Annotated in this window: 23 protein-coding genes and 1 tRNA gene; 9 read left to right on the forward strand and 15 right to left on the reverse strand. The window is 37.4% G+C overall.

Going from position 1 to position 26,137, the window contains the following annotated elements:
* Positions 1-4: 4 nt before the first annotated feature.
* The 9 genes from A8B79_RS09185 to recJ all read right to left on the reverse strand — a co-directional run bounded on the left by A8B79_RS09185 (position 5) and on the right by recJ (position 10,761).
* Entirely contained in the window at positions 5-1,099 is a 1,095-nt protein-coding gene (locus A8B79_RS09185; protein ID WP_066221381.1) for a hypothetical protein, read from the reverse strand.
* Positions 1,074-2,828 (reverse strand): restriction system-associated AAA family ATPase, encoded by a 1,755-nt coding sequence (locus A8B79_RS09190; RefSeq protein ID WP_066221384.1) that lies wholly within the window; start codon positions 2,826-2,828, stop codon positions 1,074-1,076. The genes A8B79_RS09185 and A8B79_RS09190 overlap by 26 nt, the downstream gene beginning before the upstream one ends.
* Complete coding sequence (locus A8B79_RS09195; protein ID WP_066221387.1) at positions 2,825-4,288, reverse strand: restriction endonuclease subunit S; 1,464 nt, start codon at positions 4,286-4,288, stop codon at positions 2,825-2,827. Before A8B79_RS09195 ends, A8B79_RS09190 begins: the two co-directional genes overlap by 4 nt.
* Positions 4,285-5,868: a class I SAM-dependent DNA methyltransferase gene (locus tag A8B79_RS09200; RefSeq protein ID WP_066221392.1), complete on the reverse strand. Its 1,584-nt coding sequence runs from the start codon at positions 5,866-5,868 to the stop codon at positions 4,285-4,287. Before A8B79_RS09200 ends, A8B79_RS09195 begins: the two co-directional genes overlap by 4 nt.
* A 238-nt stretch (positions 5,869-6,106) precedes the next feature.
* Positions 6,107-6,862, reverse strand: coding sequence for a hypothetical protein (locus tag A8B79_RS09205; RefSeq protein WP_066221395.1), 756 nt, complete (start codon positions 6,860-6,862; stop codon positions 6,107-6,109).
* A gap of 8 nt (positions 6,863-6,870) precedes the next feature.
* On the reverse strand, positions 6,871-7,050 hold the full coding sequence (locus A8B79_RS09210; RefSeq protein WP_066221398.1) for a helix-turn-helix transcriptional regulator: 180 nt from the start codon (positions 7,048-7,050) through the stop codon (positions 6,871-6,873).
* A 131-nt stretch (positions 7,051-7,181) separates the two neighbouring features.
* Positions 7,182-7,997, reverse strand: a complete 816-nt coding sequence (locus A8B79_RS09215; RefSeq protein ID WP_066221401.1) for a hypothetical protein — start codon at positions 7,995-7,997, stop codon at positions 7,182-7,184.
* Positions 7,998-8,205: 208 nt separating this feature from the next.
* Positions 8,206-8,278, reverse strand: a tRNA-Phe gene (locus A8B79_RS09220).
* A gap of 782 nt (positions 8,279-9,060) precedes the next feature.
* Positions 9,061-10,761, reverse strand: a complete 1,701-nt coding sequence (gene recJ / locus A8B79_RS09225; RefSeq protein WP_066221404.1) for a single-stranded-DNA-specific exonuclease RecJ — start codon at positions 10,759-10,761, stop codon at positions 9,061-9,063.
* Positions 10,762-11,152: 391 nt separating this feature from the next.
* On the opposite strand from recJ, the gene A8B79_RS09230 reads away from it, so the two are divergent.
* From A8B79_RS09230 to A8B79_RS09240, 3 genes are all read left to right on the forward strand, one after another.
* A complete protein-coding gene (locus A8B79_RS09230; protein WP_066222836.1) occupies positions 11,153-12,301 on the forward strand; it encodes a Glu/Leu/Phe/Val family dehydrogenase in 1,149 nt (382 codons plus the stop codon).
* 198 nt (positions 12,302-12,499) lie between these two features.
* Positions 12,500-13,402, forward strand: coding sequence for an Hsp33 family molecular chaperone HslO (gene hslO, locus A8B79_RS09235; RefSeq protein ID WP_066221408.1), 903 nt, complete (start codon positions 12,500-12,502; stop codon positions 13,400-13,402).
* Positions 13,403-13,420: 18 nt separating this feature from the next.
* Positions 13,421-14,236 carry a SoxR reducing system RseC family protein gene (locus tag A8B79_RS09240; protein ID WP_066221411.1) on the forward strand — a complete coding sequence of 272 codons (816 nt, stop codon included), beginning with the start codon at positions 13,421-13,423 and terminating at the stop codon, positions 14,234-14,236.
* 45 nt (positions 14,237-14,281) lie between these two features.
* Here the strand turns inward: A8B79_RS09240 and A8B79_RS09245 are convergent, their stop codons facing one another.
* Both A8B79_RS09245 and A8B79_RS09250 read right to left on the reverse strand, forming a co-directional pair.
* Positions 14,282-15,427, reverse strand: a complete 1,146-nt coding sequence (locus tag A8B79_RS09245) for a PQQ-dependent sugar dehydrogenase (RefSeq protein ID WP_066222839.1) — start codon at positions 15,425-15,427, stop codon at positions 14,282-14,284.
* Between the two features lie 27 nt (positions 15,428-15,454).
* On the reverse strand, positions 15,455-15,922 hold the full coding sequence (locus A8B79_RS09250; protein ID WP_066221415.1) for a thioredoxin family protein: 468 nt from the start codon (positions 15,920-15,922) through the stop codon (positions 15,455-15,457).
* Positions 15,923-16,022: 100 nt separating this feature from the next.
* Here A8B79_RS09250 and A8B79_RS09255 point away from each other — a divergent pair, with 100 nt between their 5' ends.
* From A8B79_RS09255 to A8B79_RS09265, 3 genes are read left to right on the forward strand one after another with little or no spacing between them, the layout of a single operon-like run.
* Positions 16,023-16,463 (forward strand): hypothetical protein, encoded by a 441-nt coding sequence (locus A8B79_RS09255; RefSeq protein ID WP_066221417.1) that lies wholly within the window; start codon positions 16,023-16,025, stop codon positions 16,461-16,463.
* Entirely contained in the window at positions 16,460-17,518 is a 1,059-nt protein-coding gene (locus A8B79_RS09260; RefSeq protein ID WP_153038408.1) for a hypothetical protein, read from the forward strand. Before A8B79_RS09255 ends, A8B79_RS09260 begins: the two co-directional genes overlap by 4 nt.
* A gap of 51 nt (positions 17,519-17,569) precedes the next feature.
* The gene (locus A8B79_RS09265) at positions 17,570-17,773 is read left to right on the forward strand and encodes a hypothetical protein (RefSeq protein WP_066221422.1); all 204 of its coding nucleotides are present in this window, start codon (positions 17,570-17,572) and stop codon (positions 17,771-17,773) included.
* Here the strand turns inward: A8B79_RS09265 and A8B79_RS09270 are convergent, their stop codons facing one another.
* From A8B79_RS09270 to A8B79_RS09280, 3 genes are all read right to left on the reverse strand, one after another.
* Positions 17,774-18,346, reverse strand: coding sequence for a Pycsar system effector family protein (locus tag A8B79_RS09270; protein ID WP_066221425.1), 573 nt, complete (start codon positions 18,344-18,346; stop codon positions 17,774-17,776).
* 61 nt (positions 18,347-18,407) lie between these two features.
* Positions 18,408-20,348 carry an adenylate/guanylate cyclase domain-containing protein gene (locus A8B79_RS09275; protein ID WP_066221431.1) on the reverse strand — a complete coding sequence of 647 codons (1,941 nt, stop codon included), beginning with the start codon at positions 20,346-20,348 and terminating at the stop codon, positions 18,408-18,410.
* 68 nt (positions 20,349-20,416) lie between these two features.
* Positions 20,417-24,151 carry a BamA/TamA family outer membrane protein gene (locus A8B79_RS09280; protein ID WP_066221433.1) on the reverse strand — a complete coding sequence of 1,245 codons (3,735 nt, stop codon included), beginning with the start codon at positions 24,149-24,151 and terminating at the stop codon, positions 20,417-20,419.
* Positions 24,152-24,394: 243 nt separating this feature from the next.
* On the opposite strand from A8B79_RS09280, the gene A8B79_RS09285 reads away from it, so the two are divergent.
* Both A8B79_RS09285 and A8B79_RS09290 read left to right on the forward strand, forming a co-directional pair.
* A complete protein-coding gene (locus A8B79_RS09285; protein ID WP_066221436.1) occupies positions 24,395-24,805 on the forward strand; it encodes a helix-turn-helix domain-containing protein in 411 nt (136 codons plus the stop codon).
* The gene (locus A8B79_RS09290) at positions 24,792-25,076 is read left to right on the forward strand and encodes a hypothetical protein (protein WP_066221438.1); all 285 of its coding nucleotides are present in this window, start codon (positions 24,792-24,794) and stop codon (positions 25,074-25,076) included. The genes A8B79_RS09285 and A8B79_RS09290 overlap by 14 nt, the downstream gene beginning before the upstream one ends.
* Here the strand turns inward: A8B79_RS09290 and A8B79_RS09295 are convergent.
* The gene (locus A8B79_RS09295) at positions 25,073-25,633 is read right to left on the reverse strand and encodes an NUDIX domain-containing protein (protein WP_066221441.1); all 561 of its coding nucleotides are present in this window, start codon (positions 25,631-25,633) and stop codon (positions 25,073-25,075) included. The two genes, A8B79_RS09290 and A8B79_RS09295, sit on opposite strands and share 4 nt — an antisense overlap.
* Positions 25,634-25,695: 62 nt before the next feature.
* Here A8B79_RS09295 and A8B79_RS09300 point away from each other — a divergent pair, with 62 nt between their 5' ends.
* Positions 25,696-26,073 carry a hypothetical protein gene (locus tag A8B79_RS09300; RefSeq protein WP_066221444.1) on the forward strand — a complete coding sequence of 126 codons (378 nt, stop codon included), beginning with the start codon at positions 25,696-25,698 and terminating at the stop codon, positions 26,071-26,073.
* Positions 26,074-26,137: the final 64 nt, after the last annotated feature.

Below are 26,137 nucleotides of genomic sequence, written 5' to 3' on the forward strand. Positions count from 1 at the left end.
GATCTTAATTATTGCTTTGTCTTAAAAAGTTTTGATATAATGAAGTTAAATATGCATCCGAAGCATCATTGATCAAGTAATTAATGAAAGCTACATAAACTACGGCTCCTGGGCTTTTCTTTAATTTAAACATTGTGTCCCTCCAATCTTCCAAATTTACTCTTAATTCAGTAATTGATTGTGCATGAGTTCGGAGCCTATCATTGTCTATATAACTTCTATAATAATCTTCCCATAAATCATTTAGTATTAATTGTTCTAGATAGTCTTTGTACCTCACTTTCAGATTTAGAACTGAAAGCCAGTTGATTACAAGATCCTTTTGAGTCGGATCTTTTGGAATAACATTAAAATTCCAATCCTCTTCTTTTATCCGAACCTTTAGGTTTGGCTCATTTACATAAGAAAAGGATATATCTACTCCTGAATGAATTTGAAAAGGATAAAATGCCTTAACTCTTAATTGTGAACTATCTATTAAAATATTCTTCTCCCCCTTTGCTGGACTATTATTACATGATGGACAAATAGGGACAAGGTTATTAAAATTTACGGCAGCCATTGGAAAGTCCTTTTTACACAACCAATGATCCAAAGGAAGTCGTGCTTGCCCTCTTAAATTGTTGATAGTTTCAATACCGCAAAATGGACAGACCTCAATACCATTTTCTTTTTTAAAGCGGTTTATTAAATCAAATACGTTTTCTTCTACTAGATCATTAAAACGGTCATAATTAATTGCACTTTTATAAAGGTACAAAAATAGGGTTTTTATTGGCTCTTGAATTCTTTTAGGCAAATCATCTATGGAAACAATCTTTGAAGCAGGGTCATTGTCACACAATTTTTCAATCTGATTATTATATAGGAAGGTTTCTCGGATTAGCTTCCTAGTGGTGACAGACTTATAGGTCTTATACTTGTCATAAACGGTCTCAAACTTATTTTTTAAATCAGTAGGTGCAAAAACTGTATTAGCCCATGTTGGGAATAAATGATCACCAAATTGAGCCGAATTTTCAATATTTCTAAAAAAGATCTTCGGTATCTGATTTATTACTGAAATCCGGGTTTTAGTTTTCTGAAGCTGTACTATCATTATCCATTTCTTCAGTTAATTCATAAATTCTTCTAAACAAAAATTGCTTCTCACTAGATTCTCCAAAGTACTCAACAGCTTCCCTTAGTTCTTCCAAGCTTCCATTTTCTATAAGGTCAATAAGCTCATCTTTTGATTTTTTAGGAATAAGGTCAGTATTAAAGAAATTTTTCAATATATAATTGATACTCGAGCCAAACGTTTTTAAACCCAACTCGCTTGCGGATTTCGCTACACTGAACTTTGAATCATCCTTTTTGTCAAAGAAGATCACATTATTAGGTAAACAGTCAGATATAATAAAAGGTGAATGAGAAGTAAGAAGAATATCCTTCATCAAATGATCTGCACCACTTTCTTCTAGACTATTCTCAAGCATATCTATAAACCTACTTCTCCAATCTGGATTAAAATGTGTTTCGGGTTCATCTAATAAAATTAAAGACCGCTTATCTTTCAGGATCAAACAAATACCCATCGTATGGAGAAATTGGTGCTCTCCATCTGAGAATTGTTTTAAAAGCAGCTCAAAAGTCTCCTCAGAGTTAATTTTCCTTTTCTCAATGTAGAAATCTTCAAAAAAGAATACTTTATCAGCTGGCCCCGGAATAGGTAATTTACCGTCAGTATAATAGCCTGCCGATTTATATACCTCTTCCTTTATTCCTCCCCTAATATTTGCTACCTCGATAAAATTATTATTCAGCTCGTAAAGCAACTGGAAAAACTGAAACATATCTAATGAGGATTTAAATACATTTCTGAAAGCAGCTTTCATTTGATTATCAAGAAAGAAGTCCAGCGTGAGTTTGTAATACTCTCTTGATTCTTCCATCTCTTCATCTTTCTCAAATTTATGAAAGAAGTGAGCTGTTGAAATCTTCTTTAGAGCTTCAATTTTATTATTTAATTGATGGATTACTGGATATTTCTTGACTTGGTTTTTCTCTAAAACCTTAAGTATGTGGTTTTGAAGAGTTATTCGAAAGCTTCGAAGTCGAACGATATTAAGCTCTTCTTTAAGACTTTTTAGTGTCTGATCACTTTCGAAAATAAGACTTGAAAGAAGTACCGCTTGACTCATTTCATTATCAATATACACCAAACTACTTTCTGGCTTTTCAAAGCGTTCGTTTCTTACAGTTGATTGTGCATATTCGTCATAATGAATTAACCTCGATTTTATAAAGGGAATACTTAGGGTTTCATTCTCTCCAGATGAGTACCCTACAATAACATCTGGCAAATAAATTTTACCTGGAGCCGCTTTATCAAAACTAGTTGCTACAATTTGAATTTCTTGATCTATAGCATCGGGAGAAAATAAGTCCCTTTTAAGATACATCTTAGGTTCTTTACCTTCTTTCTTAACAATCCGAATAATATTTAACCCATCTAATACATCCTTCAAATCTTCTTTGAAGATGATATATTCTAATTCAAAAGCATGCGGTCCATTTATATTCGTACCGGGAGAGAAAAATTCAAATGCATCGGGTTTAAATCTATTTGCGCATAGTTCCAGATGGTAAAAAATATTTGCTAAGGCCTCTAACACATTAGACTTTCCACTCCCATTCAACCCAGCAAAACAGAATGGTTCAAACTTTTTTAACGTTCTGATTTCGTTTAAAAACTCCTCTTTTAAAAATGTTGGCCGAAAGTTTAATTCAAAACCAGTTTTTAAGCTTCTGAAGTCTGAGTTTATTTTGAGTCGAAGAAGTTTCATTTCATTTGTAGGATCGTTTGTTTGTTTTCCTCATCGTATTTCTGTTCTACCTTTTCAGCTTTCATTAACTTGAATAAAATTTCTTTCGCTTCTTCATATTCTTCAAAGGTGCCGAACGAGAAAGAGTCTCCTTCATCATTCATAAACTCTTCTTTCTGATTGTGCTGATTAAATCGATCAACCAATTTTTGAATGAGTGATACATCATCATTAATAGCTTCCACATCATTATTCTCAATAAGTGCGTCTAGCTGTAGTTCGGATTGAAAAGATAGATCTCCATGAAAGGCTCTTTGAAGAAGAGAATTAAAAAGGTTTTCAGCATTAGCTAAAGAAGAGTTAAGTTTTAATCTTGTTTTCTCAACTTTATATACTAGAGTATCAAACTCTTTTTGAGCATTCAATTCTGGTAATGGGATTTCAAGTTCACGGAGTCTTGACTTAGAGATATTTGGCATTGAACCGGCTGCACCTCCTCGAAGATTTTGCACTTCTTTTCTAAAATTTGAATCATTAAACAAATAATATAGATAGAGGCCCGTGACTTTGGATGGGTTGAAAACTAATTTAAAAATCGTATCTGGCAATATTAACTTTTTATGATCATTGAAAACATATGCTGTTGTACCAACTAATTCTGGGGTATTTTTTCTAGAAAAAAGTACATCACCTTTAGTAGCTGTAACATCTTTTTGGATACTTTTTCCCTCTGGTAATTTTTTGTTTTCTTCAGCAATAAACTTTCGTTTTGAGACAGCTCCTTGCTTAAGTACAGCCCATTCATTTTCATTATTTCGAGAATATTTTTCGCATCTAGGACTCCAACCAGATTCAATTTCATCAAGCACTGAACTCAACGGAACTTTTACCCACCCCTTACTTTCAAATACAGGATCCCCAAACATATTCAAAAAAGTGTCTCGAAGTAGCTTATTCAACAACTCAATACTTTCCTTCCGTTTATCAATTAGAGATTGAGCTCGATCTAAAGCTTCTACAATTTGTTGTTGTGTTTGAAGATCTGGAAGCTCTACCTCTTGTTTTTTGACAATAGTTGCTGAAATATTATTGAGCGTAACTCCTCTTCCTTGATTAACTAACTTTTCTTTATTGAACTCAAACCAATACCTAAGATACTCTAAGTTTAATAAGTCTTCTTTTTTGGCTGTTATACCAAGTATAGCTTGGTTCGAAGATAATTCAGTTCCCGCAAAAGCTGTTTTCCCAACAGAACCATACATTGCTAACAACAATGTGCCTTTTTTAAAAAGTCGATTATTTATTGAATTTAGTCCCTTCTCAGTCAAATATTCTTCTGTTTTATGAATAATTGACCCTTTTGTTCGATCAAAATCGCCAATTTTCACCCAAGGGATAGTACCTCCATAGAATGATGGCTCACTTCTTCTTGGAGTTCCACCACTTTTCATTTCACAAATTTCTGAGAGAAGGTATTTCATCCTACCAAATTCCTTAATTCTTCCATTTCTTTTAGAATTTGATTTTCTAGAGCCATCAACGACTCTAAAATCTCTTTAGGTGAATCATAATCTTGCTCCTCATATACAAATTCTTTGTATCGATTAAAACTTAAGTCGTAATCATTCTTTTGAATTTCTTCTAATCGTACAAAAAAGTGTTGCCCCTTTCTTTCGTTCTCCGAACTTTTTTCTTCTCTTTCTTCCCAATCAGTTACAGCTTGAGGTAATGGGCTATCTTTCAATCTTCGCCTGTTATCATCAAGCGAATAACCGTCACTTTTTAGCTCATAAAACCACACCTTCTCTGTATGAAACTCATTTGAATCCTGCTGAGCTTTTGTAAAGACCAATATAGCCGTTTTAACACCTGTATATGGTTTAAATACGCCACTTGGAAGAGAAATAACTGCTTCCAATTGACAGTCTTTGGCCATAATTTCACGAAGCTGTCTATTTGCTTTCGATGAACCAAAAAGTACCCCTTCAGGAATTATTACTCCCCCTTTTCCTCCAGGTTGGAGCATTTTAATAATTCGTTCAAGAAAAAGTAATTCCGTAGAATTCGAAGAAATACGAAATTCATCACTTTTATCATTCTTCGAAATCTTCCCGGTAAAAGGAGGATTCGCTAATACCATAGAGAACTCACCTTCCTTATGATCGTCATCGTACTTCTTTGAAAGTGTGTCCTGATTTTCAATATGTGGGTATGAAATACCATGAAGCATTAGGTTCATAAGTCCAATACGTACCATCCCCGAATCGATATCATATCCATAAAAAGTTTCTTTCTTTAGTTGATTCCAGTGCTTTTCATCTTTGATTTTATTCCCTAATCCATTATAAAACCCATCATCATCTTTTATTTTTTTCTTCTCCGAAGATTTTTTAGCTAAAATATACTGATACGCGGCAACCAAAAACCCTCCCGTTCCTGCAGCTGGATCACATATTTTATCGCCAATATCCGGATCTAATATCTCTACCAAAAAACGTATTAAATGTCTTGGTGTTCTGAATTGACCATTCTTTCCTGCATTCTTTAGTTCGCTGAGTAAATATTCATACACATCTCCCTGTGTATCCTGAAAAGCTTGTCCAGCTTTTTTGTCATTCTCGATGTAATCAAATATTTCATCGATTGCTCGCATGGCATCTTCTAATAACAATGCACTGGGCATAAAAAAGTTCGCAGATTGCATATGTCTTGCGTACGGAGAATTTTCCTCCTTTAAATCTTTGAGAAAAGGGAATACATATTGAGAAACATGGGTTAGCCTTTCCTCGGTTTCAAAGTCTTTAAACACTGTCCATCGCAACATCCTCTTTTCAACGGTAATAGAATCCCCCTCACTATCTTTTTTTCCCGTATCCCATGTACCTTCAAAAATTGACTTATAAGATGATCGTTTTGATTCTTCAGCATCCATTTGTTCTAACCTTCTCATAAACAATAGGTAAGAAATGTGCTCTATTGCTTGTAAAGGATTTGCCATACCGCGTGACCAAAATTTATCCCACAAGTTGTCAATCTTTGATTTTAATTCTTTTGATAACATATATTAATAACTCTTTAGAGGAGGAGGTTCTCCTTATTCTTATTTACAAGTTCTTTTTTCTACTCTAGATTAGAGTGACTAAATAATTTATATCGTACTTAGCTGTTTCAATTGAAAATTTAGCTAATTATTTGTTAAATCATATATTCTTTGATTCTAGTCTAACTATATCACACAAGTAATTCAATTACAACAATTATCATACCCCTCTGCAAGAGGGTATTGTTCGAGATTTGTCCTAAATGAAATTACATGATTTTTTAAATATCATTCTCGATTTAATCAGATCTGATTCTACCGAATATGCTTTTCCATCCTGTATTACAATTTGACTGTATTCCGGATAATTGACAATAAATTCCTTTTTTGACTCTATATCCAAATCAATATGATAATTCCCAATTATTATAGGCCTTTTATTCTTCTTTAGAATGATATACTGATGCCTAAATGCTTTACTCTTTAACTTGTGTGCAGTTGAAACTGCTATTTCACAAATCTCAGCAAAAGCTCGGTTAGACAATTCTCTATAAACAAACTCATTTCGGCCGGTTAATACTCCTGCATGTCTTTTTTGAGTAAGGCCACTGAGTCGTTTGTAATTTTGTCTGCTTTCATTCACAAGCCTGCCTATGACTGCTCCAGCACAGAAAGCTTGTGCATCCTCAATCTTTAGTGGATTAATCAGTACTCCCGTCTCGTGTTTGGCACCGATTGTATCCAAAATATCTGACCAGGATTTTATAAACATTAATTTCGTTTTATGATCTAATGAAATAAAATTGAGATCTATTAGACGCTTTAAGTCCCTAGAAATCGTTTTAGTACTATTGTCTCGAATTCCTGAAAGTTGATTCTTTAGGTCTGTGTTGTTCTTTAAAATGCCTGGCTTCAGCTTTTTAAGAAGGAGAAAGGTAAATAACGGATCCTCAATATGATTTGTAATAGCATACTTACAAAGCTCTACCGGAATCAACAAATATCCTGATGACATAACTTAACCTACTCACCAGAGTTTTGTTTTTCTTCAAGCCATTCTTCTATATCAGACTCTTTCCATCCGACGATTCTCTCTGATATGGTAATTCGTTTGGGTAGCTCTCCTGATTTCTCAAGCCTCCAAAGGGTGCTTTTTGATACTCCAAGTTGGTTAGCTAATTGGGTTGGTCTAAGAATTTTCATAGTACAAATAGGTTTCGTTGCGGTTTAATGCAACTTCTTGCAACTATGACTCAGGGAAAATACTTTCAGATGTTTTCGAAATCTCTTTTTAACAATTAATTTTATTAGTGATAGGCTTTAAAGTGTTTCCCCTATTTTTCTTCTATCCAATCAGCTATTGTGTCTGATGGTATATGGTCGATACATCCATCCATCTGGGTTTTTAATTCTTCTATTATCTTATTTCTACTTGGGTATCCGTTTATACTACTATGGAGATGTTCTTTTTTCTCTTTATAGAATTTCCGGGTTATTTCTCTTCTTACCGGATACTTTGTAGGTCTACCTGGTTTTTCTTTATAGCCAGTCTCATAATCAATCAAATTATATAACGACCTTTTAAAAGGGAAAATCTCAATAATGGCATCAATGAGAAGCATCTTTCTATTCAAGAAGAGTTCAAAGTATTCCTTTCTAAACCTTTGCGGTATCGAGTGAATAATACTTGGAACCTCATAATTGACTGTTGAATTTTCATCATTTTTTATGGGATATTTTTGAGACTCTAATTTTTCATTTGTCCGGACAAAATCTATCTCTTCGTTCGCTTCTAAAAATTTGATGTAATTTTCTATCCCAAGAAACTTACCATAAACACTTAATGCTTTAGAGAATGTTTTTGCCCTTTTAATGTCAAAATCAGGTTGCTCAATCACTTCACACTCTCCCTCACCAAAATCCTCAATAAGATTTCTTTTTAATACTTTGATATCTTCATCATTGATTAAGTCTTCATTCTTTAAACAGAATAGTTTAAATCTTTTAAGCCAGATTAGTTTTTGATCTAATGTTTCAAAGGTATTAAGCCGCCTATTAAAAGCTGGAAAATCTCTTTCAGACATACAATCAATGATCTCAGAATAGATCTTCTGCTTTTCTTTCTGTGATAAATTTTCAATTGTCTTCATCCAATAGTCTCCATGAAAGCATATTTGATCTTATTCAAACTACTGATACTCTCAGAAATCTCTTGAATCTAAAAACTTTTTTTGAATAGTAATAGAATATTTCTGTGTCCCCGGCGTGTCCCAAATCGAATTTTTGGGTATATAATTAGATAAAATAAAAAAGCCTTGAACCGCTTTAAATTATTGCGGCTCAAGGCTTAAGAATCTGTGGGACCGGGCGGAATTGAACCGCCGACACACGGATTTTCAGTCCGTTGCTCTACCAACTGAGCTACAGTCCCGGTAGATTTTCCTTTAAGCTGATAGCTTGAAGGGCGACAAAGATATCAGGATTATTATCTAACAGCAATACCAAATTGAAAGTAGTTCTGTTTTTGTTGGTCTTGAAATACTTCCGCTCTTTCTGTGACAAGAGAGGCGAACTACTCAGAGCCCAAGAATCTGTTTCGTGGCCGGGAAGGTCTGGTTCCGACGCAGAGCATCGGAACCGGATTAAAATGTAAATGAATCAATTTGTGATGGCATAGTAATGTTGAATCATATTCATGCCATAATCCAAATTATTAATATAAAATCCTTTGTAGGGGCGATTCATGAATCGCCCCTACAAAGGATTGCAAACGCGGAATTTTATCGTGATCAACGTCACAGAATGTTGATTCCCGGATTTATTGGTTGACATAAAATAAACACAACGCGCCGGCCCTGAAGGACCCGCTGGTTTAAAATCACACACCAAAATTTGAGCTAGTAGGACGTTCACGCCCGGCGGATGGTTTCAGGTTCTGTTGGTGTGTGCATGAATTAAATCTAGAGCTAATTCTTTAATCGTGCAGATCTTTCGTCCCGAAACTTCGGGATCAAGATGACTTTACTTTTGAAAATCATTTCTAGCTCATCTGACTCTTGTCGCTCCTAAAGAGCTCCCCTCCTTAATCTTAGGGAGGGGACGGGGGTGGGTTAGAAAACAGAGCCGAGAAATCTGATTAAACTAACAGCCTTCACAAAGATCCCGAAACAAGTTCGGGATGACCCTAAATGAGTTTTGAAATTTATCTCATCGTTAATTCTGATGAATATCTTTAATTCTTATCTGAAGAGTTCTGCGTCCATTCCAATGATTTTCTTCAACTACATAGGCCATATCAAAGGTTTCTTTGCGGACAAATGGTAAATACTCATGCATATTAAACCCGATCGCATCAAAAACTCCTGAATTACCTTGTTTAACTTTCATCTTTAAATGTCCGTTTCCTACAATAGTTGGCACACCAACCGCCTCTACTTTACGGCTGGCAAAAATTGGTCTTAAATTATGTGGTCCGAATGGTTCGAATTGATTCAGCAACTTCCAGAATTTCATGTCAATATCTTCCAGGGGTAACTCTGTATCAATTTGAAGCTCTGGTTCAAAAGAGCTTTCTGAAAGATCTAAATAAGCGATCTCATTCATCCGTCTTTTAAACTCTGAAAGTTTTCCATCTTTTATGGTAAGACCAGCTGCAAATTCATGTCCCCCGAATTGCTCTAACAAGTCTTCACATTTTTTCATGGCGTTGTAAATATTAAAGCCTTTTATGCTTCTGCCTGAACCTTTTATTACTCCTTCAACACTGCTTAACATAATTGCAGGCCGATGATACAGATCCACCAATCGTGAAGCCACAATCCCGATTACACCCAAATGCCAATCCTCTTTGTACAGAACCATAATAGAAGTTTCGTCAAGATCCATTACATCATCTATCATTGCCAAAGCTTCTTCCATTGTTTTGCTGTCTTTGTCGCGCCGACGCATATTTACAGATTCCAACTCATGGGCAAATGCCTTTCCTTTAGCTTCACTTTCAGCAATCATCAATTTAACAGCTGTTGTAGCGTCGCCCATACGTCCCGCAGCATTGATCCTTGGACCTATAGAAAAAACAATCTTCGTAGTATTAATGTCTTCTCTTGGCATCTTGATAAGGTCCAGCAACGCCTTAATTCCCACTCTTGGTTTCTTGCGGATCATGGTGAGTCCTTCCTTCATAAGGATCCGGTTTTCATCCACAATAGGAACTATATCTGATGCGATTGAAATCGCCACAAGATCTAAAAACTGATATGCCACGTTTTTGGGCAACCCAAGCCTTGAGATAGTACCCTGAATAAGTTTGAAACCGACTCCTGCACCTGAAAGCCCATCAAAAGGATAAGTACAATCCGGTCTTTTCGGGTCTAAAACAGCTAATGCATCCGGAATCTCATCACCAACATTATGATGATCACATATGATAAGATCGATTCCTTTTTCTTTGGCAACCAGCGCCTCTTTTATAGCAGTGATACCGCAATCCACAGATACGATAAGATGAGAGCCCGTATCTTCGGCGTATTTTATTCCGTCAGGATTGATACCATAGCCTTCTTTAAACCGGTGCGGAATATAATAGTCCACATCCACACCAAACTTTTTTAAAAAAATGTATAGACATGACGTAGCTGTGGTTCCGTCTACGTCGTAATCACCATAAACGAGTACCCTTTCGCCATCGCGAATAGCCAGTGCTAGCCGGTCGGCCGCCTGATCCATGTCCTTCATCAGGAATGGATCATGAATTCTGTCTATTGTAGGTCTGAAAAAGAGCTTTGCATCATCATATGTTTCTATACCGCGGATAGCCAATAATTCGGCTATTTTGGCCGGGACTCCGAGCTTCTGCTTTAACGCAGACGTACGGGTGTCCTCGTCCTGCTGCGCGAATACCCAGCGGAATGACATGGTTTACCTTATTTATTTTTTTATTCATAAAAGGCTGCGAGGTGGTCAAACCTAAGCGCCAAAGCATCTATGCTTATTTCTTATAAAATACAATATCGTAGCTAAAAAACTTAATCTGTTACAAGATTAAATAATTTTTTAAACCCTTGTAATATGCAATTAAACTCCTTGACTTCCCTTTCAGCACCATCATTTATAAAATTATGCCTTTAAAACCCCCATATATAGTTGATGTTTTCTTATATTTGGAGGCTTAATTGAATTTGGCAGATCAGAAGTAAATGTAAAAAAGTGCGCCGATTTACAAAGCCTTTGGAAGCGTTTCCATAAAATCGAATTTAGAACTTAGTAAGAGAATTTTAGAATGACTGAAGCAACCATCCAAAACACCATGAATAAAAAAGAACTTGATCCGAATTTTCCAATATTCAACGCTCTTCAAACAAAAGGGCATGAACAAATTGTAATGTGTTCAGATCCTGAATCCGGATTACGTGCCATTATTGCGATTCATGATACAACTCTTGGTCCGGCTCTTGGTGGTACCCGAATGTGGAATTATGAAAACGAAGCAGCCGCTCTTAAAGATGTTCTTAGATTATCTCGTGGCATGACTTATAAAGCAGCTATTTCAGGTTTAAATCTGGGTGGCGGTAAAGCTGTCATCATCGGAGATCCGCATAAAGACAAAACAGAAATGTTATTTCGTGCTTTTGGTCGTTTTGTGGATGGGCTTGGCGGCCGTTACATAACGGCAGAAGATGTTGGAATGGAAGAAGAGAATATGGAATGGGTTTATTCCGAAACCAAGTTTGTGACCGGGATTCCTAAGTCTATGGGCGGAAGTGGTAATCCATCTCCTGTTACTGCTTATGGAGTTTATATGGGTGTTAAAGCATGTGCTAAAAAAGCGTATGGAAGCGACTCATTAGAAGGAAAGAAAATCGCACTTCAGGGCGCCGGAAATGTGGCTTCCACTTTTGCTCGCCACGCAGCTAAAGAAGGTGCTAAGCTTTTTATCTCGGATATTTATGAAGAAAAAGCAAAAGCTCTTGCCGAAGAAGTAAATGGTACTTTGGTTAGTCCGGACGAGATCTACGGCCTTAATGTAGATATTTTTACTCCCTGTGCTTTGGGCGGAGTGATCAACGATGACACCATGGGGCAGTTCAAATGTGATATTATTGCAGGTGGCGCGAATAATGTACTCGATATTGAAGATCAACACGGTCTGGAGTTAATGAATAAAGGTATCGTTTATGCTCCTGATTATGTGATCAATGCAGGTGGCCTGATCAATGTTGCAGGAGAGTTGGAAGGCTATAACGAAGAACGTTGCTTGCAAAAAGCCGGGAAAATCTACGACACTATTTTAGATATTCTGAATTTCTCTGAAGAGAATGAAATTCCAACTCATGTTGCTTCTAACAAACTTGCCGAAAGAAGAATTGCTCAAGTGGGTAAAACTCATAAGATCTACTCTTCGAAAGGTCATTTTTCCGGAAGAATGGGCGAAATGTATATGACTGACCGGAAGTGAGTTAGTAGTGATGAGTTACTAGTGTTTAGTTAATAGTGATTAGTTTTGAGTGGGGAGTTTTCAAACTCGACTCGGCTATTAAGAAACGATTCTCTATCCCTCTGATAGAAACTCTCTCTGTGGTCATTCGTTTATTCTCGCTCAAATATCCTTATCTTTATGGATTCAATAGATCCTATTCATTAAGAAGTTACATTCATGAACAAGAAGGAATTCGAGTTTAAAGATCGCCTTATTAAGGGGATATCTAAAGACGTCCATTTTAAAATCTCTGTAGTAAAAACAACTGAGCTTGTAAAAGAAGCAAGGGAAAGACATGACCTTTCGCTTTTGAATACTGTTATTCTGGGAAGAGCACTTACAGCCACCATGTTAATGGCTTCCGAACTTAAAGGAGAGGAGCGTATAAGACTCCGAATGGAAGGCAATGGTCCGATCGGTTCTCTGGTGGCCGAAGCAAATAGTCTCGGTGAAGTACGCGGTTACGTTGCTAACCCTTCTGCAGAACTGGATTATACTGATTCATCCACAACATTCGGGCAGGGACTTGGACTTGGAGTACTTACATTTTCCAAAACACTATATAATGAAGCGGAGCCAAGAACGAGTACCATTCAATCGATAAACGGTGACGTGACTTCTGACATCGCTCACTACCTAACTCAATCTGAACAGGTTGATTCCGCACTTATTTTGGACGTCGGGATGGATGAAAACGGAGAGGTAACCGAAGCGGGAGGTCTGTTGATCCAGAAACTACCCGATGCACCGGATGGGCAAATTGATATGCTTCAGGAACGACTTAGTTCCTTTCCCGCGGTTCATAAATTCTTCGAAGACGGACAGTACATCGACGACGTGATGCAGAAAGTAATGTCGCCGATCAAGGTAAAAGAACTATCTCGCCAGCTTGTTGATTTCTTTTGCCGCTGCAGTAAAGATCGTTTTCTGAATGCACTGTCAATGCTGAATTATGATGACCTTAAAGAAATGAAGGGAGAGTCTCAGGAAATTGTCTGCCAGTATTGCAACAATAGAGAGGAAATCTCGAAAGAAGAGATCGCTGAATTAATAACTTCCGCGAAAGCAAAAATGAACTAGCTAACAAACAAATAGATTATGGCTGATCTAAAGGATGATGAGATAAGACGGATCGTAAACCGGGCTACGATGTTCCAAAAATTCTATGGCTCATCTTCTCAAGTTCCTTTAGCTGATCTGGAGGAAGAGTACCCGGCTCTTTTCGAAATTACTGACTCTCTTAAATTGAACCGTGCTTTTGTTTGCGAGGCTTTACTGGAGCATCAGGGAATTCCGGTTGATGAACCCATGATTTTAGATGCCGGCTTTTCTAATGCAGAAGTGATAGGTTTTTCTTCTTCAAGTTTGAACCCTGAAACGCTTAAAGAACTCAAGGGACAAATTGAATATCATTTCAATACGGTTGGCGAACTAAAGCATCGCAAGAATAAAACGCTTTGGAAAGCACGCCCCAAAGGACTTTCAAGATTCCTGTCTTCTCAAAATTCTACTCAGGTTCTGTTCGAAGAATCCAGAGGCGCTTTAAAGATCTCTGTAAAGCAGAGTATGAAAACCTTCAACAAACTTTATCTGCCTGTAGTGGCAGGATTATTTGCTTCGATCATGATGTTTGCCGGTGCCGTTTTTGGCGCGATGGGTAACGACGAAGGAGTTGGAATAATCATGTTCGGTATTTTCGGACTTGTATCTTTTCTGTATGCCCGCTTTATGAATAAAAGAAAACGACTTAAAAAAGAACGTCTGGTAGATCTGGTGGATCGCCTTCAACAAATTCTTGAGCGTCGCCAAAAAGTTAGTACTGCTTCTTCATCAGAAACTATTTCTATTCCGGAGAATGAGTATGACGGTTTTGATGAAATAGAAATAAAAGACACAAAAAAAGTGTCTAACTAATTAAAGCTGACACTTTTTTATAATACTTAACTCTCTTTTTTCGGTTTAGCTCTCAGGAACGATCTTATATATTCCTGCTCCATCCACAGCTACATAAATATAACCGTCCGGACCTTGTTTTACGTTTCTAACTCTTCCGATGTCTTCTAAAACGATCGTTCTATTTTTCACTTCTGTACCATCCAATTCAACTATAACCAGATAATTGAATTTCAAAGAGCCAACAATGGCTTTTCCCTGCCACCCCGGATATAAATCACTGGTTACAAAATCTAGTCCGGAAGGTGCAATAGATGGATCCCAATAAGTTTTAGGTTGCTCCATTCCTTCTTTTTCGGTCATGTCTGTAAACGACGTTCCGTTATAATTTATACCATAACTGATTACCGGCCATCCGTAATTTTTTCCGGCTTCAATATAGTTCAATTCGTCACCTCCACGTGGTCCGTGCTCATGAGCCCAGATTCTACCTGTTTCGGGATGAGTACTCATTCCCTGCGGATTTCTGTGACCATATGAAAATACAGCGTCAATGGCGCCATCTTCAGTTACAAAAGGATTATCAGAAGGAACTGATCCATCATCATTCAGCCTGTAAATTTTCCCGCCATCTTTAGATAGATCCTGAGGAAGAACATCTCTGTTACCCCGATCACCGATCGAAAAGTAAAGATATCCATCACCATCAAAAGCAATACGACTTCCATAATGCTGACCTCTGCTTGTATTCGGCGTTGCTTTGTATAGTACTTCCGATTCAACAAGAGCATTATTTTCAAGCTTAGCCCTCATAATGGCTGTGTTTGCTCCATCTCCTTCGCCTTCAGTTGAAGAATAGGTTATGTAGATCCACCCGTTAGACTCGTAGTCAGGATGCATTTCTATATCCAACAAACCACCCTGACTCCGGGCAAGTACTTCCGGAACACCTGAAATTTCTGCTACTAAATTTCCATTTTTCACTCTAAGCAGTTTTCCTGAACGGTCTGTGATTAACATGTCTCCATCAGGAAGCCAGGTCATTCCCCAGGGAATAGATACACCACTAAAGTACAGTTCGGGAGATACTTTTAATACCTCGACAGTATTTTCTCCTTCATCTGTTCCGTTTGTATTTGGTTTTTCTGCACAAGCAATGATCAACAAGGCTATTGTTAAAATGCTTAGTGCTGATTGTAGTTTTTTATTCATAATTATATCCATTTTGAGCTCTTTTGATCAGGAGCCCGGGTTATAAAGAAATTGTCTTAATTCATCAACATTCATAAAGCCTGTTCTTTTCTTAACAACTTTTCCATCAGCTGTTAATACCAAAACAGTAGGAAAAGCATATGCACCTTTACTTTGTGCAAAATCTCTGGCAGCAATTTCTTCTCCATTAAATCGGATTAGCTCTTCAGAGTTCCCGTCAAGCTTAACCGGTATATAACCTTGATCTATTACAATTCTAACTGTGGTGTCGGGATAAACCTCTCTTTCCATCGCTCTGCAATATTTACAGCCTACTTCGTAAACATCAACCATAATAAGCTTATCATTTTCTATGGCTTCTTTTTGAGCTGCTTCCAGCGAGATCCAGTTTGGAGCGTTTTCGATCTTTTGCGGTTCAACACTTTTTAAGGATGAATAAAGAAATATCCCTAAAAAAATACCTACGGCTATTAAAATTGTTAGTCTTTTATTCACTTATTTGAAAAGTCTGTTTCATTTGGTTTTTTTAAAATACGGAACTGAAAGCGGTTTTATTCCATTAAAGTAATATCAATACTAACAAACGGATTAAAAAATGAAAAAATTCATATTCTCAGTATTAACTATAGCTTTTGTTGGACTTGTGTCTCCCATAAATGCGCAATCAAGCGCTGATGCAGAAACAATGTTCAAAAAACACATCAACAAAATGGTTGAAAGTGTAGAAAAAGCAGAGACTCCGGAGAAAAAAAGAGAGCTTTTAAATGACTCGTTTGACGATTTGATCACTTCTATTGAGAAAGTTGAGTCTATGAGTGCTGTTCCTGCTTCTGAAAAAGAAGGCTTGGCGATATTCAAAAATGATATTCAGGATAAAAAGAGTGAGCTTAATGGGATTAATGGTTTTAATAAAGTTCCTAACAACAACCTGAATAACTTTGCTAATTTTGTTCAACAAGATCTGGAACAAGCTGATACAGTTACTATCGGAGTAACCACCTTGTTACTGATCATTATCATTTTGCTTCTGCTTTGATAAAAAAACCAGTACAAACTATACTTAAAAAAAGACCGCATTCTCATAATGTGGTCTTTTTACTTATTGCGATTTTTCTCGCGATTGGATGTTCCGGCTCCAAGACGATTTCCCAAAAACAAGACCCCGGCGAAGTTAATTATCGTATCGTATCTTTGATTCATGCCGATGCCAATTACCTATACCATGATCAGGGAGAAGCTAAAAAGGCAAACGAAGAAGCTCTTAAGGAATCTATTGAAACTGCCCGGAATGCTAAAAAAGGTGAGGTTTTTATATTTCACCAGAAACCTGAACGGAAAGCTTTCCTTTTCTTCCCCAAAAAAGATCGGGTTTTCTATCATTACAGAAACGGAAAACTGCTAAATAAAGGAAATTACTCCCCCATAGATGGCGGACTTACTACAGAAGCTCAGATCTATCAATCCTATTCCTCAAAAAAAGACACTAAAGAATATTTGATCTACTTTGGTCATGAGATTCCCACTTTCAAAGATCGAAACTATCATCGATCAATGTCTGACATGAATTTTGATACTGAGATATTTACGAACGACTTAAAGAAATTCTCTTCACATTTCGATGTAACTATTCTCTCAACCTGTAATAACGGCAATCCATATATGATGGAGAAATTAAAAGCGGTAACAGATGTTGCTGTAGCTTCTCCTCAAAATTTACACCTGTCTTATATGTCGATGGAAAAGTTTGACCTTTTAGAGAAAAACGACTCTATCCCCAATGGAATTTTTGCTGACTTTTTTGCTCATCATGCATATGATAAACTCAGTTCAAACCTTTCTACGATGGTAACTATTTCTGTGTACTGGTTAACTGCATTTGATGATAACTTAGAGGAGTTGTCAAACAGCTATTCAGAACACCTCCAAAAGACTTCTAAAAAACCACTTTTTACTGATAATGCTGATTGCAAGGATCTAAATATCTATTCTGAACCCCTTCACTTTTATGGAATGACTGTTTTTTATAAAGCTCCTGAGTTTGGCAAAAAAGCTAATCAAAAGAAACATTCCGGCTGGGGCTGCAAAGAATAGGTTCTCCATTTAAGTTCGATCTGCCTATCTTTAGCAAAACGAAATGCATTTATGAAAGAAATAGAATCATACAAACTTGGAAAAGTCCAGGTTACCATCTCGGAAACAGAAAAAGAAAACAAGTTACTTGTTGAGTGTTTTGATGGCGAGTATAAATCCGACTTTATGGTTAGTAAGTATGAATATGAAAATTATCGCCGCCTTATGAATCAACGTATTACAAGAGCATTTTCGGGCGAATCTGACGGCGACTGATTATCCTGATATCTGAAAGAAAACAAATATAAAACTGATCACTGATAGTGCCAGACCTGCCATAAAGATGTTGTAAGCAATTCGTAACAGCTTGTACTTTTTTGCGAGTACCAGCCCTAATCCGTGAAGATCTCTTGCCATGGTATCATACAGTCGCTCACTATCCTGCATCAACTCTTCCAGGCCTTCTACATAATCTGCTCTCGGCAGTGTATAGAAGTTTCCAAAGAATAAGATATTGGCTTTGTTTTCACGCACGTCTTCTAACGTTACTTTTTCTTTGCTGACTCTTGGACGAGCAGAAAGAACTGCATAAATCAGCGCAACCAAACATGTAACTAAAAGAATCGAAGTTGGCAGTAACAGCCATGGATTGGAATCGATCTTTGGAGAAATGGAAGCTATTATTATAGAAATAATAATTCCATTTATACTGATCATGATGTTGGATTTGTTGTCCGCAATCGCACTTAGTTCGATGTGTGTTCGGTAAGAGGTCCGAAACATATCGGACACCCCGCGTTTTCTGGATCCTAATTTCTTTTTTGAATCTGAGTCTGAATCTGATGACATTTTCAATCTTTTAAGTTGCCCGAATATAGAAAATTAACAGCTAAACTCGATGCGTTATGGATTATGGTGTTAGTCCAATTTTTTCAAGTAACTCAGAATATCGTTTATCAGTCTTTAATTTGTTTAGCGGAAACATTGTTTTGATAAGCAGAATAGCGCCTAATTTTTCGTCCACCGCCTTATTCAGATAAAAGAATGCCTCATCACTTTCTCCCAACGCTGCATGAATGACTGCATAATCTAAACTAAGATTAAGATTGGGATTAGCTTCCTCTCTTTTCTTGATTATTTCTAAGTTCTCTTGTGCTAATTTTTTATTCCCTTTTAAAGCTGCAATATAGCCTAACTGCGTTCCTCCTTTGAACTCCGAATCAACAAGGTCTAAATATTTCCTGACCGTTTTTATTGCTTTATCATATTTTCCTTCAGTAACATACACCAGAGCCATTCCTTCTAGTGCCGACCTGAATAAAGGGTCTAATTCTAATATCTTTTTAAAGATTTCAATTGCTTTTTCATGGTTATCCAACAGGCAAAATGAGAAGCCATGCTGAAGTAATACCGGCAATGATACCGGAGCTATTTTACTTGCTGCTTTAGTATGATGAAACATCCGGTCTATATCCCCAATAATCCGGTAATACATCGCGAGAGCCAATCTTGCTTCTTCATTGTTTGGCTCCATAGTAATTGCTTTTCTGAAATTGGCTTCAGCATTACCGAAATCCCATCTAGAGAAAAGATGTACATAACCCAGAGCCACAAAAGAACCTCCCCGGAAGTCGTTTAGCTCCAGCGCCTTTAATGCATAGCTTTCTGCTTTCGTAAAAGCTTTCTTTCCTTTCAGGTGTCCTATTACCCCTAAAAAACTATAACAATTTGCCAGTCCGGAATACGCTTTGGTATATGTAGCACATTTCTTTATTGCTTTTTCGTAGCATTTAATTGCTTTTTGGACAGCCTCAGGAGTTCGTTTATTCCAATAATACAGACCTTGTAAATAGTGATTATATGCCACAACACTGTCTGTCGACGCTTCGTAAAGATTGCTGGCCGGGCTGAACTCAAAATTCTCTTGCAACTTCTCAGCGATCTTTTGAGAAATCTCATCCTGTACTTTAAATATATCTTTCAGCTCACCATCATAGTTTTCTGACCATACATGAAAACCATCATCGGTATTTATCAACTGTGCGGTTACTCGAATTTTATTCCCCGCCTGCCTGACACTCCCCTCTAAAACTGTGGCAACGTTTAACTCTTTGCCGATCTCACGGATATCTTTTTTTGTGTTTTTATAAGCAAAAACTGACGTTCTGGATGGAACCTGAAGCCCGTCTAATTTTACAAGGGCATTGATGATCTCTTCCGTAATCCCATCACTAAAATATTCGTTTTCCGGATTGGGACTGAAATTCGCGAACGGTAAAACTGCTACACTGTTCTTATGACTTCCGGTAATTTCCTGTATATAAGATTGCTCAGGAACAACAATTCCTTTGTTAGCCAAGGCAAATATGCTGATCGGGTTGAATACATTTTTGAGTTCATGCTCTCCAAACGCTTCTACTTTTATTCCCGGATGGTTCTTGATCTCATCAAAGACTTTTCCTGACATCATTACACCTCCGGGAACTGACAGCGATTGAACTCTTGCTGCTACATTTACAGCGTCACCAAAAACTCCTTCAGAATCATGGACTACATCTCCAATATGAATTCCAATCCGGAGAGGAACAGGGGGATCTTGTTGTAGTTGCTCTTGAATTTCCTGAGCCGCCTCAACGGCATTAATAGCACTCGAGAACATGCTTAATGTCCCATCGCCGTAATATTGCATTACCTTGCCATTGTTCGTGGTAATAACCTTATCTACTACATTTCTTTGGCGATCTCTTAAAAGCTTTGCCCTTGATTCATCTTCCTGCATCAACCTGGTATAACCTACCATATCAGCAAACATAATTGCTGCTAGTGATCTATAATTACTTGGCTCTGGCATTCTGGCTAATTATTACTTTTTGATGCATTTATGTTCAATATATCAATAATCGAGCCACAGTTGAATAACTAGAAGAAAAATCCTGCTTTAATTTCTATTAATGTTCCCTCATCAGAAATACCAATTGTGGAATTAAGTAAGACGGAATCAAAAGCATTGAACCAAACTCCACCGCCATATCCTTTATGTAAAAGTGAAGAAGTTTCACCGTCCGTCCACACTCTGCCTATATCAAAGAAACCTGTTACTCCAAGTTTTCCGCCAAGCAGATATTTATAGAAATCTAAAAGTTCTATTCTTACCTCTGTATTGTTATAAAAAGTACTTCTCCCTGCGAATCTGTTTCCTTTAAACCCTCTCAGGTTTGTTGTTCCGCCAATAGAATTAGATTCATAGAAAGGAAAGGGGCCGATGTTATGAGATCCACCCACACGGTTTGCTACAACAATTTGAGGGCTGAATCGAAGCGGATAGAATATACTCAGTTGTGTTTTGAGCGTCGAAAACGTTTGTGACGTGTTTACAAGTCCTATGTTCAGATCTGAAGAGTATGAAAATTTATATCCCTGTTTAGGATTTACCATATCATCCACGTCATTGAGTGAGATTTCTGTGAAAATAGTATTAAACCATTGATCTTCGAATGTACTTTCACTTACACCAATTCCGGGTTGTGTTATAACATTAGGGCCATCGTCATCGTCGCCTTCTACTTCTGTAATACTTAAGCTGTTTCCGAATTCCAGTGAAAATATTTGATTTATTTTCCTGTATAAACTACCTCTGAATGTGTATCTGGATAATCTGGCACGGTAGTATTTATTACCCAGATCCAGTTCCACTGTTTCATTTCCCAGTCCAAAAAAGTTCTGATAACTTTTAGGAAATAAGAACTCGGTATTTGAGCGGATGTCCCATTCTCCTGCTCTTCTGTACCAAATTCCTTCGTATTTGAGGTTAGAAGCTCCCGTTTTGGGCGCATAGTTTATCCTTAGATCATGACTCACTTTGGGCTCTCTTCTGAATCCGTTACGCACAATTCTTGGCCCGCCGCCTATGAAAACACCATCGAAGCTATTATATGCGAAAAAATATCCCGGAAATGATCGGTTAAAACTGAAGTCTTTTTCGTAATTGTAATCGTTTAAAGTAAAATCATCTGTTAAATGACGATGTGTTTTTGCGGGAATATTGTTGTACTCATTTTGGGTTTCTGTATCATAAACCTCGATGTTTTTGGCTGTCTTTTTGGTCAGGTCTTCAAAAGTATATACGTCATTACCTGAACCGCCAGAAACTGTGATGAGCATTGAATTCGATCCATTGCCCCGGAAATGCAGTTCATCATTATCTCCCATTGCGAATAAGCGAATTTCGTCTGTTTCTTTATCGCTAAATACCCGGTCAAAGTATTTATCTCTCAATTTTCCTTTTCCTGATAGTTTGTATACCCTAACCCTCGTTCTTTCATCATCAATAAAATCGACTTCGTAGCGCTCTCTTTTATCACTTCCGGATACAGAAACTACTCTGTTCAACATCTCAAAATAAGTTTCAGAAACCTCTATCAATTTGTCTCTTCTTGCCTTCAGGTGACCAATAGTTTCACTGCCGTACTTCTTAAACACTTCGTCAGGATACTCCCTTACCGCCGCTACTATTACACTATCAGTAAATGAGTTCTGAACATTTTTGGTGATTTCCATCCATTGCTCTCTTGTGAGTTGGTTGGTAAAACGCCTCGTCAGATCTAAAGAATTGTCGTTAAGTCCGATCAGATTTCCGTAATTATCTCCAAAATTTTGATACTGATAATAAGGGCCAAACTTTGCCAGCGTAGGAATCAGCCCATTCATTACCATGAGTGCAACATCTCTATCCCGGGGAATCGGACGATAGATTTTTCCTTGATTATCATCCGGTTCAAACGTTGCCCATCGCCACTGATCACTGTGTCGGTCCCAATCTCCCAGAAACATATCCAGCAAACGCGCTCTCAACATCATTTCCTGATCTACTCGGTGATCAATATCTCCGTTTACTTCCCGAATCATATCGCGATATGCTACAACTTCTTCAGAGCGCCCAACACTTTCTGAATGACTCATATCATTATCATACTTCTCTTCAAAAAGAGCTAATTCACCACCGATTTGATCTGCATAATCTCCTAGTAAAGGATCTTTTGGTACATAATAAATCTTTGGGTTGGTATGATATACTTCTGCGGCATCAGATAATTTTGTGGCTATAACTGCACTATATGGGTTTATGAATGAGAACTGATCCTGAGCAACATCAAGAGCGATAGTTTTTTTTAGATTTTCGTCCCAAATTTTTCCGGCTTGCTTATCCAACGACCTGAGAACAAACTCATTTCCCTCTGCATCTTCTAGATGTAATGTGTTAGTCTGACCTTTTCCTCCCATTCTAACCGGAGTCAAACCACCTCTTATTTCCGAAACATCGAAATAAGGGAATTCAGATTTCACTGACCAATACTTTCTGTTGTGTGATCCCGCAATAGCCTCAAAAAGCCAGTTCTTATTATCGTAGGATGGATTAGCGGCCATCACTATTGTGCTATCTGAATAATCAATATTTGGTAATTCTTCAGGGTCTTTCTCAACAGGATCACTATATGGCCCCTTCATTTGTGTTTTATACATAAGCTCACCTTCAGCTCCATCTCCAACCGGAGCCCAGGCTTCCAGCCATACCGAGCCATCTCCCATATACTTTACTTTGGTAAATCCCTTGCCCTGATAACTAAATTCTGAACCTCTGCCACTTGCAGCATAATTGTCTTTGGTTCCGGCTCCGGTTACTACAAAATGCCTGGTTTCTCTTTTTCCTTTTTCTCTGAAATACTGCAGACTATGAGAATGTCCTGACGCGTAAATAAGATGATCATTGCCGGCAAATAAGCTTCTTAAATTAGTTGCCATTCTGTTATACTTATAGTGATTTACATCTTGCTCAAGACCAAATACCCGTCTGTATAAAGCATAAAATGTGCCTATAACCGGCGGTCTTATATGTGTGGAAGGAGGAAGGTAGCCACCATGCGGACCTTTGGTTATCAATGGATGGTGAGCGGCAACCAACAGAAAGTCTTTTTGTCGCTTTATAAGAATATCTTCAAACTCATTGAGGAAATCTCCTCCGTCAACGAGCTCATATTCTCCAGTATCTCCATAAGATTTATCATATTTGTGCAACCACCATTGGGTATCCAGAATGATCAACCTGATATCGTCTCTAAGTAATGGATGAGCATCATCATCCATTAGTTCTATATCTACCGGTCCGGGAAATCCATCATCCGGTAAAAATGTGTTCCCTCTGTTTAAATATGCCTCAACAAACTCTTCTTGTCTCTTAACTGCTTTTAGTCCGTCTTTGCCGCCATCATCCCAATCATGATTTCCCGGAATTATAAAAACACGCCCTTTGAAATTCTTTACCGTCTTCATTTGCTCAATGATCCTGGCCTCATAAAAACCTCTTTCCGGATGGGTTGAATCAGGCAGACCTTTGGTATAAATATTGTCTCCCAGAAAAACGACCGCACTTCTTTCTGAGCTTTCTTCGAGTTTGTTTTGAAGCAACTTTAAATTTGGCTCCTGAACATCCAGAGTTGCAGAACCCGCATCACCAATTAAGTAAACTTCATAGATAAGCTCTTCTTGATCCAACGAGTTTGCCTTCCAGTCTTCTGCATCAGAAGAATAATATAGTTTGGAACTGGTACAGGATAGCAGCGCTAAGGTAAGAATTGAAATAGTATATGCTCTTTTCATGCTCTGAAGATAGAAATAAGTTGAGTATGAATGCAGAGGAAAAAGCGTAACAGATGGGCATAAAAAAACCCTGCCTTTCAGCTGGGTTGCTTTGTTTTTCAATCAACTGTCACCAATATACGACGGGAACACCCCGCTGACCAAATCTTTTTTGTAATGTATAAGTAATGTTAGTTAATAATTATTTAAACTTATATATTAGACAACTAATTATGCATTAATAGATAAATATTTTTCTAACCCATGCCTCGTAAAATTGGTTCTTTAACGCTTTATTCCATTGATGATCTGCATGAAATGCTTGGCATATCAAAAATGACGCTTCGGGCTTACCTAAGAGAAGGCCGATTGAAAGGCCGCAAGCTCGGTGTAAGTTGGTTTGTTACAGAGAATGCTATCAGGGAATATTTTGAAGAAACGGATAAGAGCGTAGCACAGCCTAAAAAGAAACGCTCTTATCGGTATATTGTTCAGGGTGTGAATGATCTGGTTAGTGAAACAGAGTATTGTGAAACTATACAAGATGTGATTCAGACATTGAACGAACAAGCCATCATCAGTTTATTTCAAGTACAGAAAATTGATAATGAGACTGAAGAAATTATAGAAATTATTAAAGCCAGAGATTTTTTAGACAATCATGATTCCAATTGAACAAACCGGTATTGAAGAATTAAGTTTCGGAGACTCCAAAGAAGACATCTTTCACATTTTAGTAAACAAACAGGTTTCACCTAACGGTATAGATCTTGATAAGCTCAGACTCGCAGACCCAAGAAACTTCGATGCAGCACTAACTTCAGCAGGGTGTATTATTATGCTTAATGAAATTGAGATCGAGGAGTTAGCCAGAAGGGGAGAATTGAACCCCAAAAAACTACATCAGAGTTTATACGAGCTTGCAGAACAAGAAGGCTTGCTCTAGATTCTGTCCAACTTTTTTAAATACCCTTCTGCTCTTAATAAGCAGCAGACCGTTTTTCCGTCGTTGATTTCGCCTGAGTGAATCATTTGTACAGCCTCTTTAAACGGCACCCGTTCTTTCTGTACAAACTCATCGTCATCCGTTGCGTCTTCATTGAACTTGAGATCCATAGCAATGTAGATATGGATCACCTCGTCCGCATATCCAATGGCGGGAAAAAAATGCCCTACATAATGAAGCTCTTTTGCTTCAATACCTGTTTCTTCTCTTAACTCCCTAACTGCTGTTTGATGAGGGTTTTCTCCTTTATCAATTTTACCGGCCGGAACCTCCAGGAATATTTGTTTAGCCGGATAGCGGTATTGATTGATCAACATTACATCCCCATTATCGAAAACCGGAACTACAGCAGAGGCTCCCGGATGTTTGATCCATTCTCTGGAAGAAGTTGTATTGTCCGGAAGTGTCACTTCATCGTAGTACACATGCAAAAGCTTGCCGTTAAAAACTTGTTTGGAAAAATTTTTCTTTTCAACTAGTTCTTTAGAATCTGTCATTAGTATTAGGTCTTTAATATTCTTTATAATATAATGGGTTATGAGGAATTAAAGTCCTGTTTATGAAAGAATATAAACTTGAAATAAAACAGATAGGAGATTATCTATACGCTTACTATGAAGCTGAAAAAGACAGCGTTGCGCTATCAAATGAACTCTGGGGAAAAATTTCATCGACAATGTCGAGCTGCAATCTTTCCAAGCTTCTAGTTGTTGAGAACATCAAAATAAACCCCGGCTCTGTTTTGGATGTCTATAATATTGTTAATGCTGTTATCAAGCTTGACTTTCGTGGAAAGGCTATCGCATTTGTTGATTTGATTGAGGATCATTACAGTTCAAATAAATTCGGGGAAACACTGGCGGTTAATCTTGGCGTTAATGGTAAAATTTTTAAAACAATTGAAGAAGCTGAAGAGTGGTTGAAAACACAGCTATAACTTTTCTTGTGTTTTGAATTCCTTTTTTTACTTCATTTTATTTGTTTTGGCTTTGTGTGGTTAA

The organism is Balneola sp. EhC07, from assembly GCF_001650905.1.
Classification (GTDB): domain Bacteria; phylum Bacteroidota; class Rhodothermia; order Balneolales; family Balneolaceae; genus Balneola.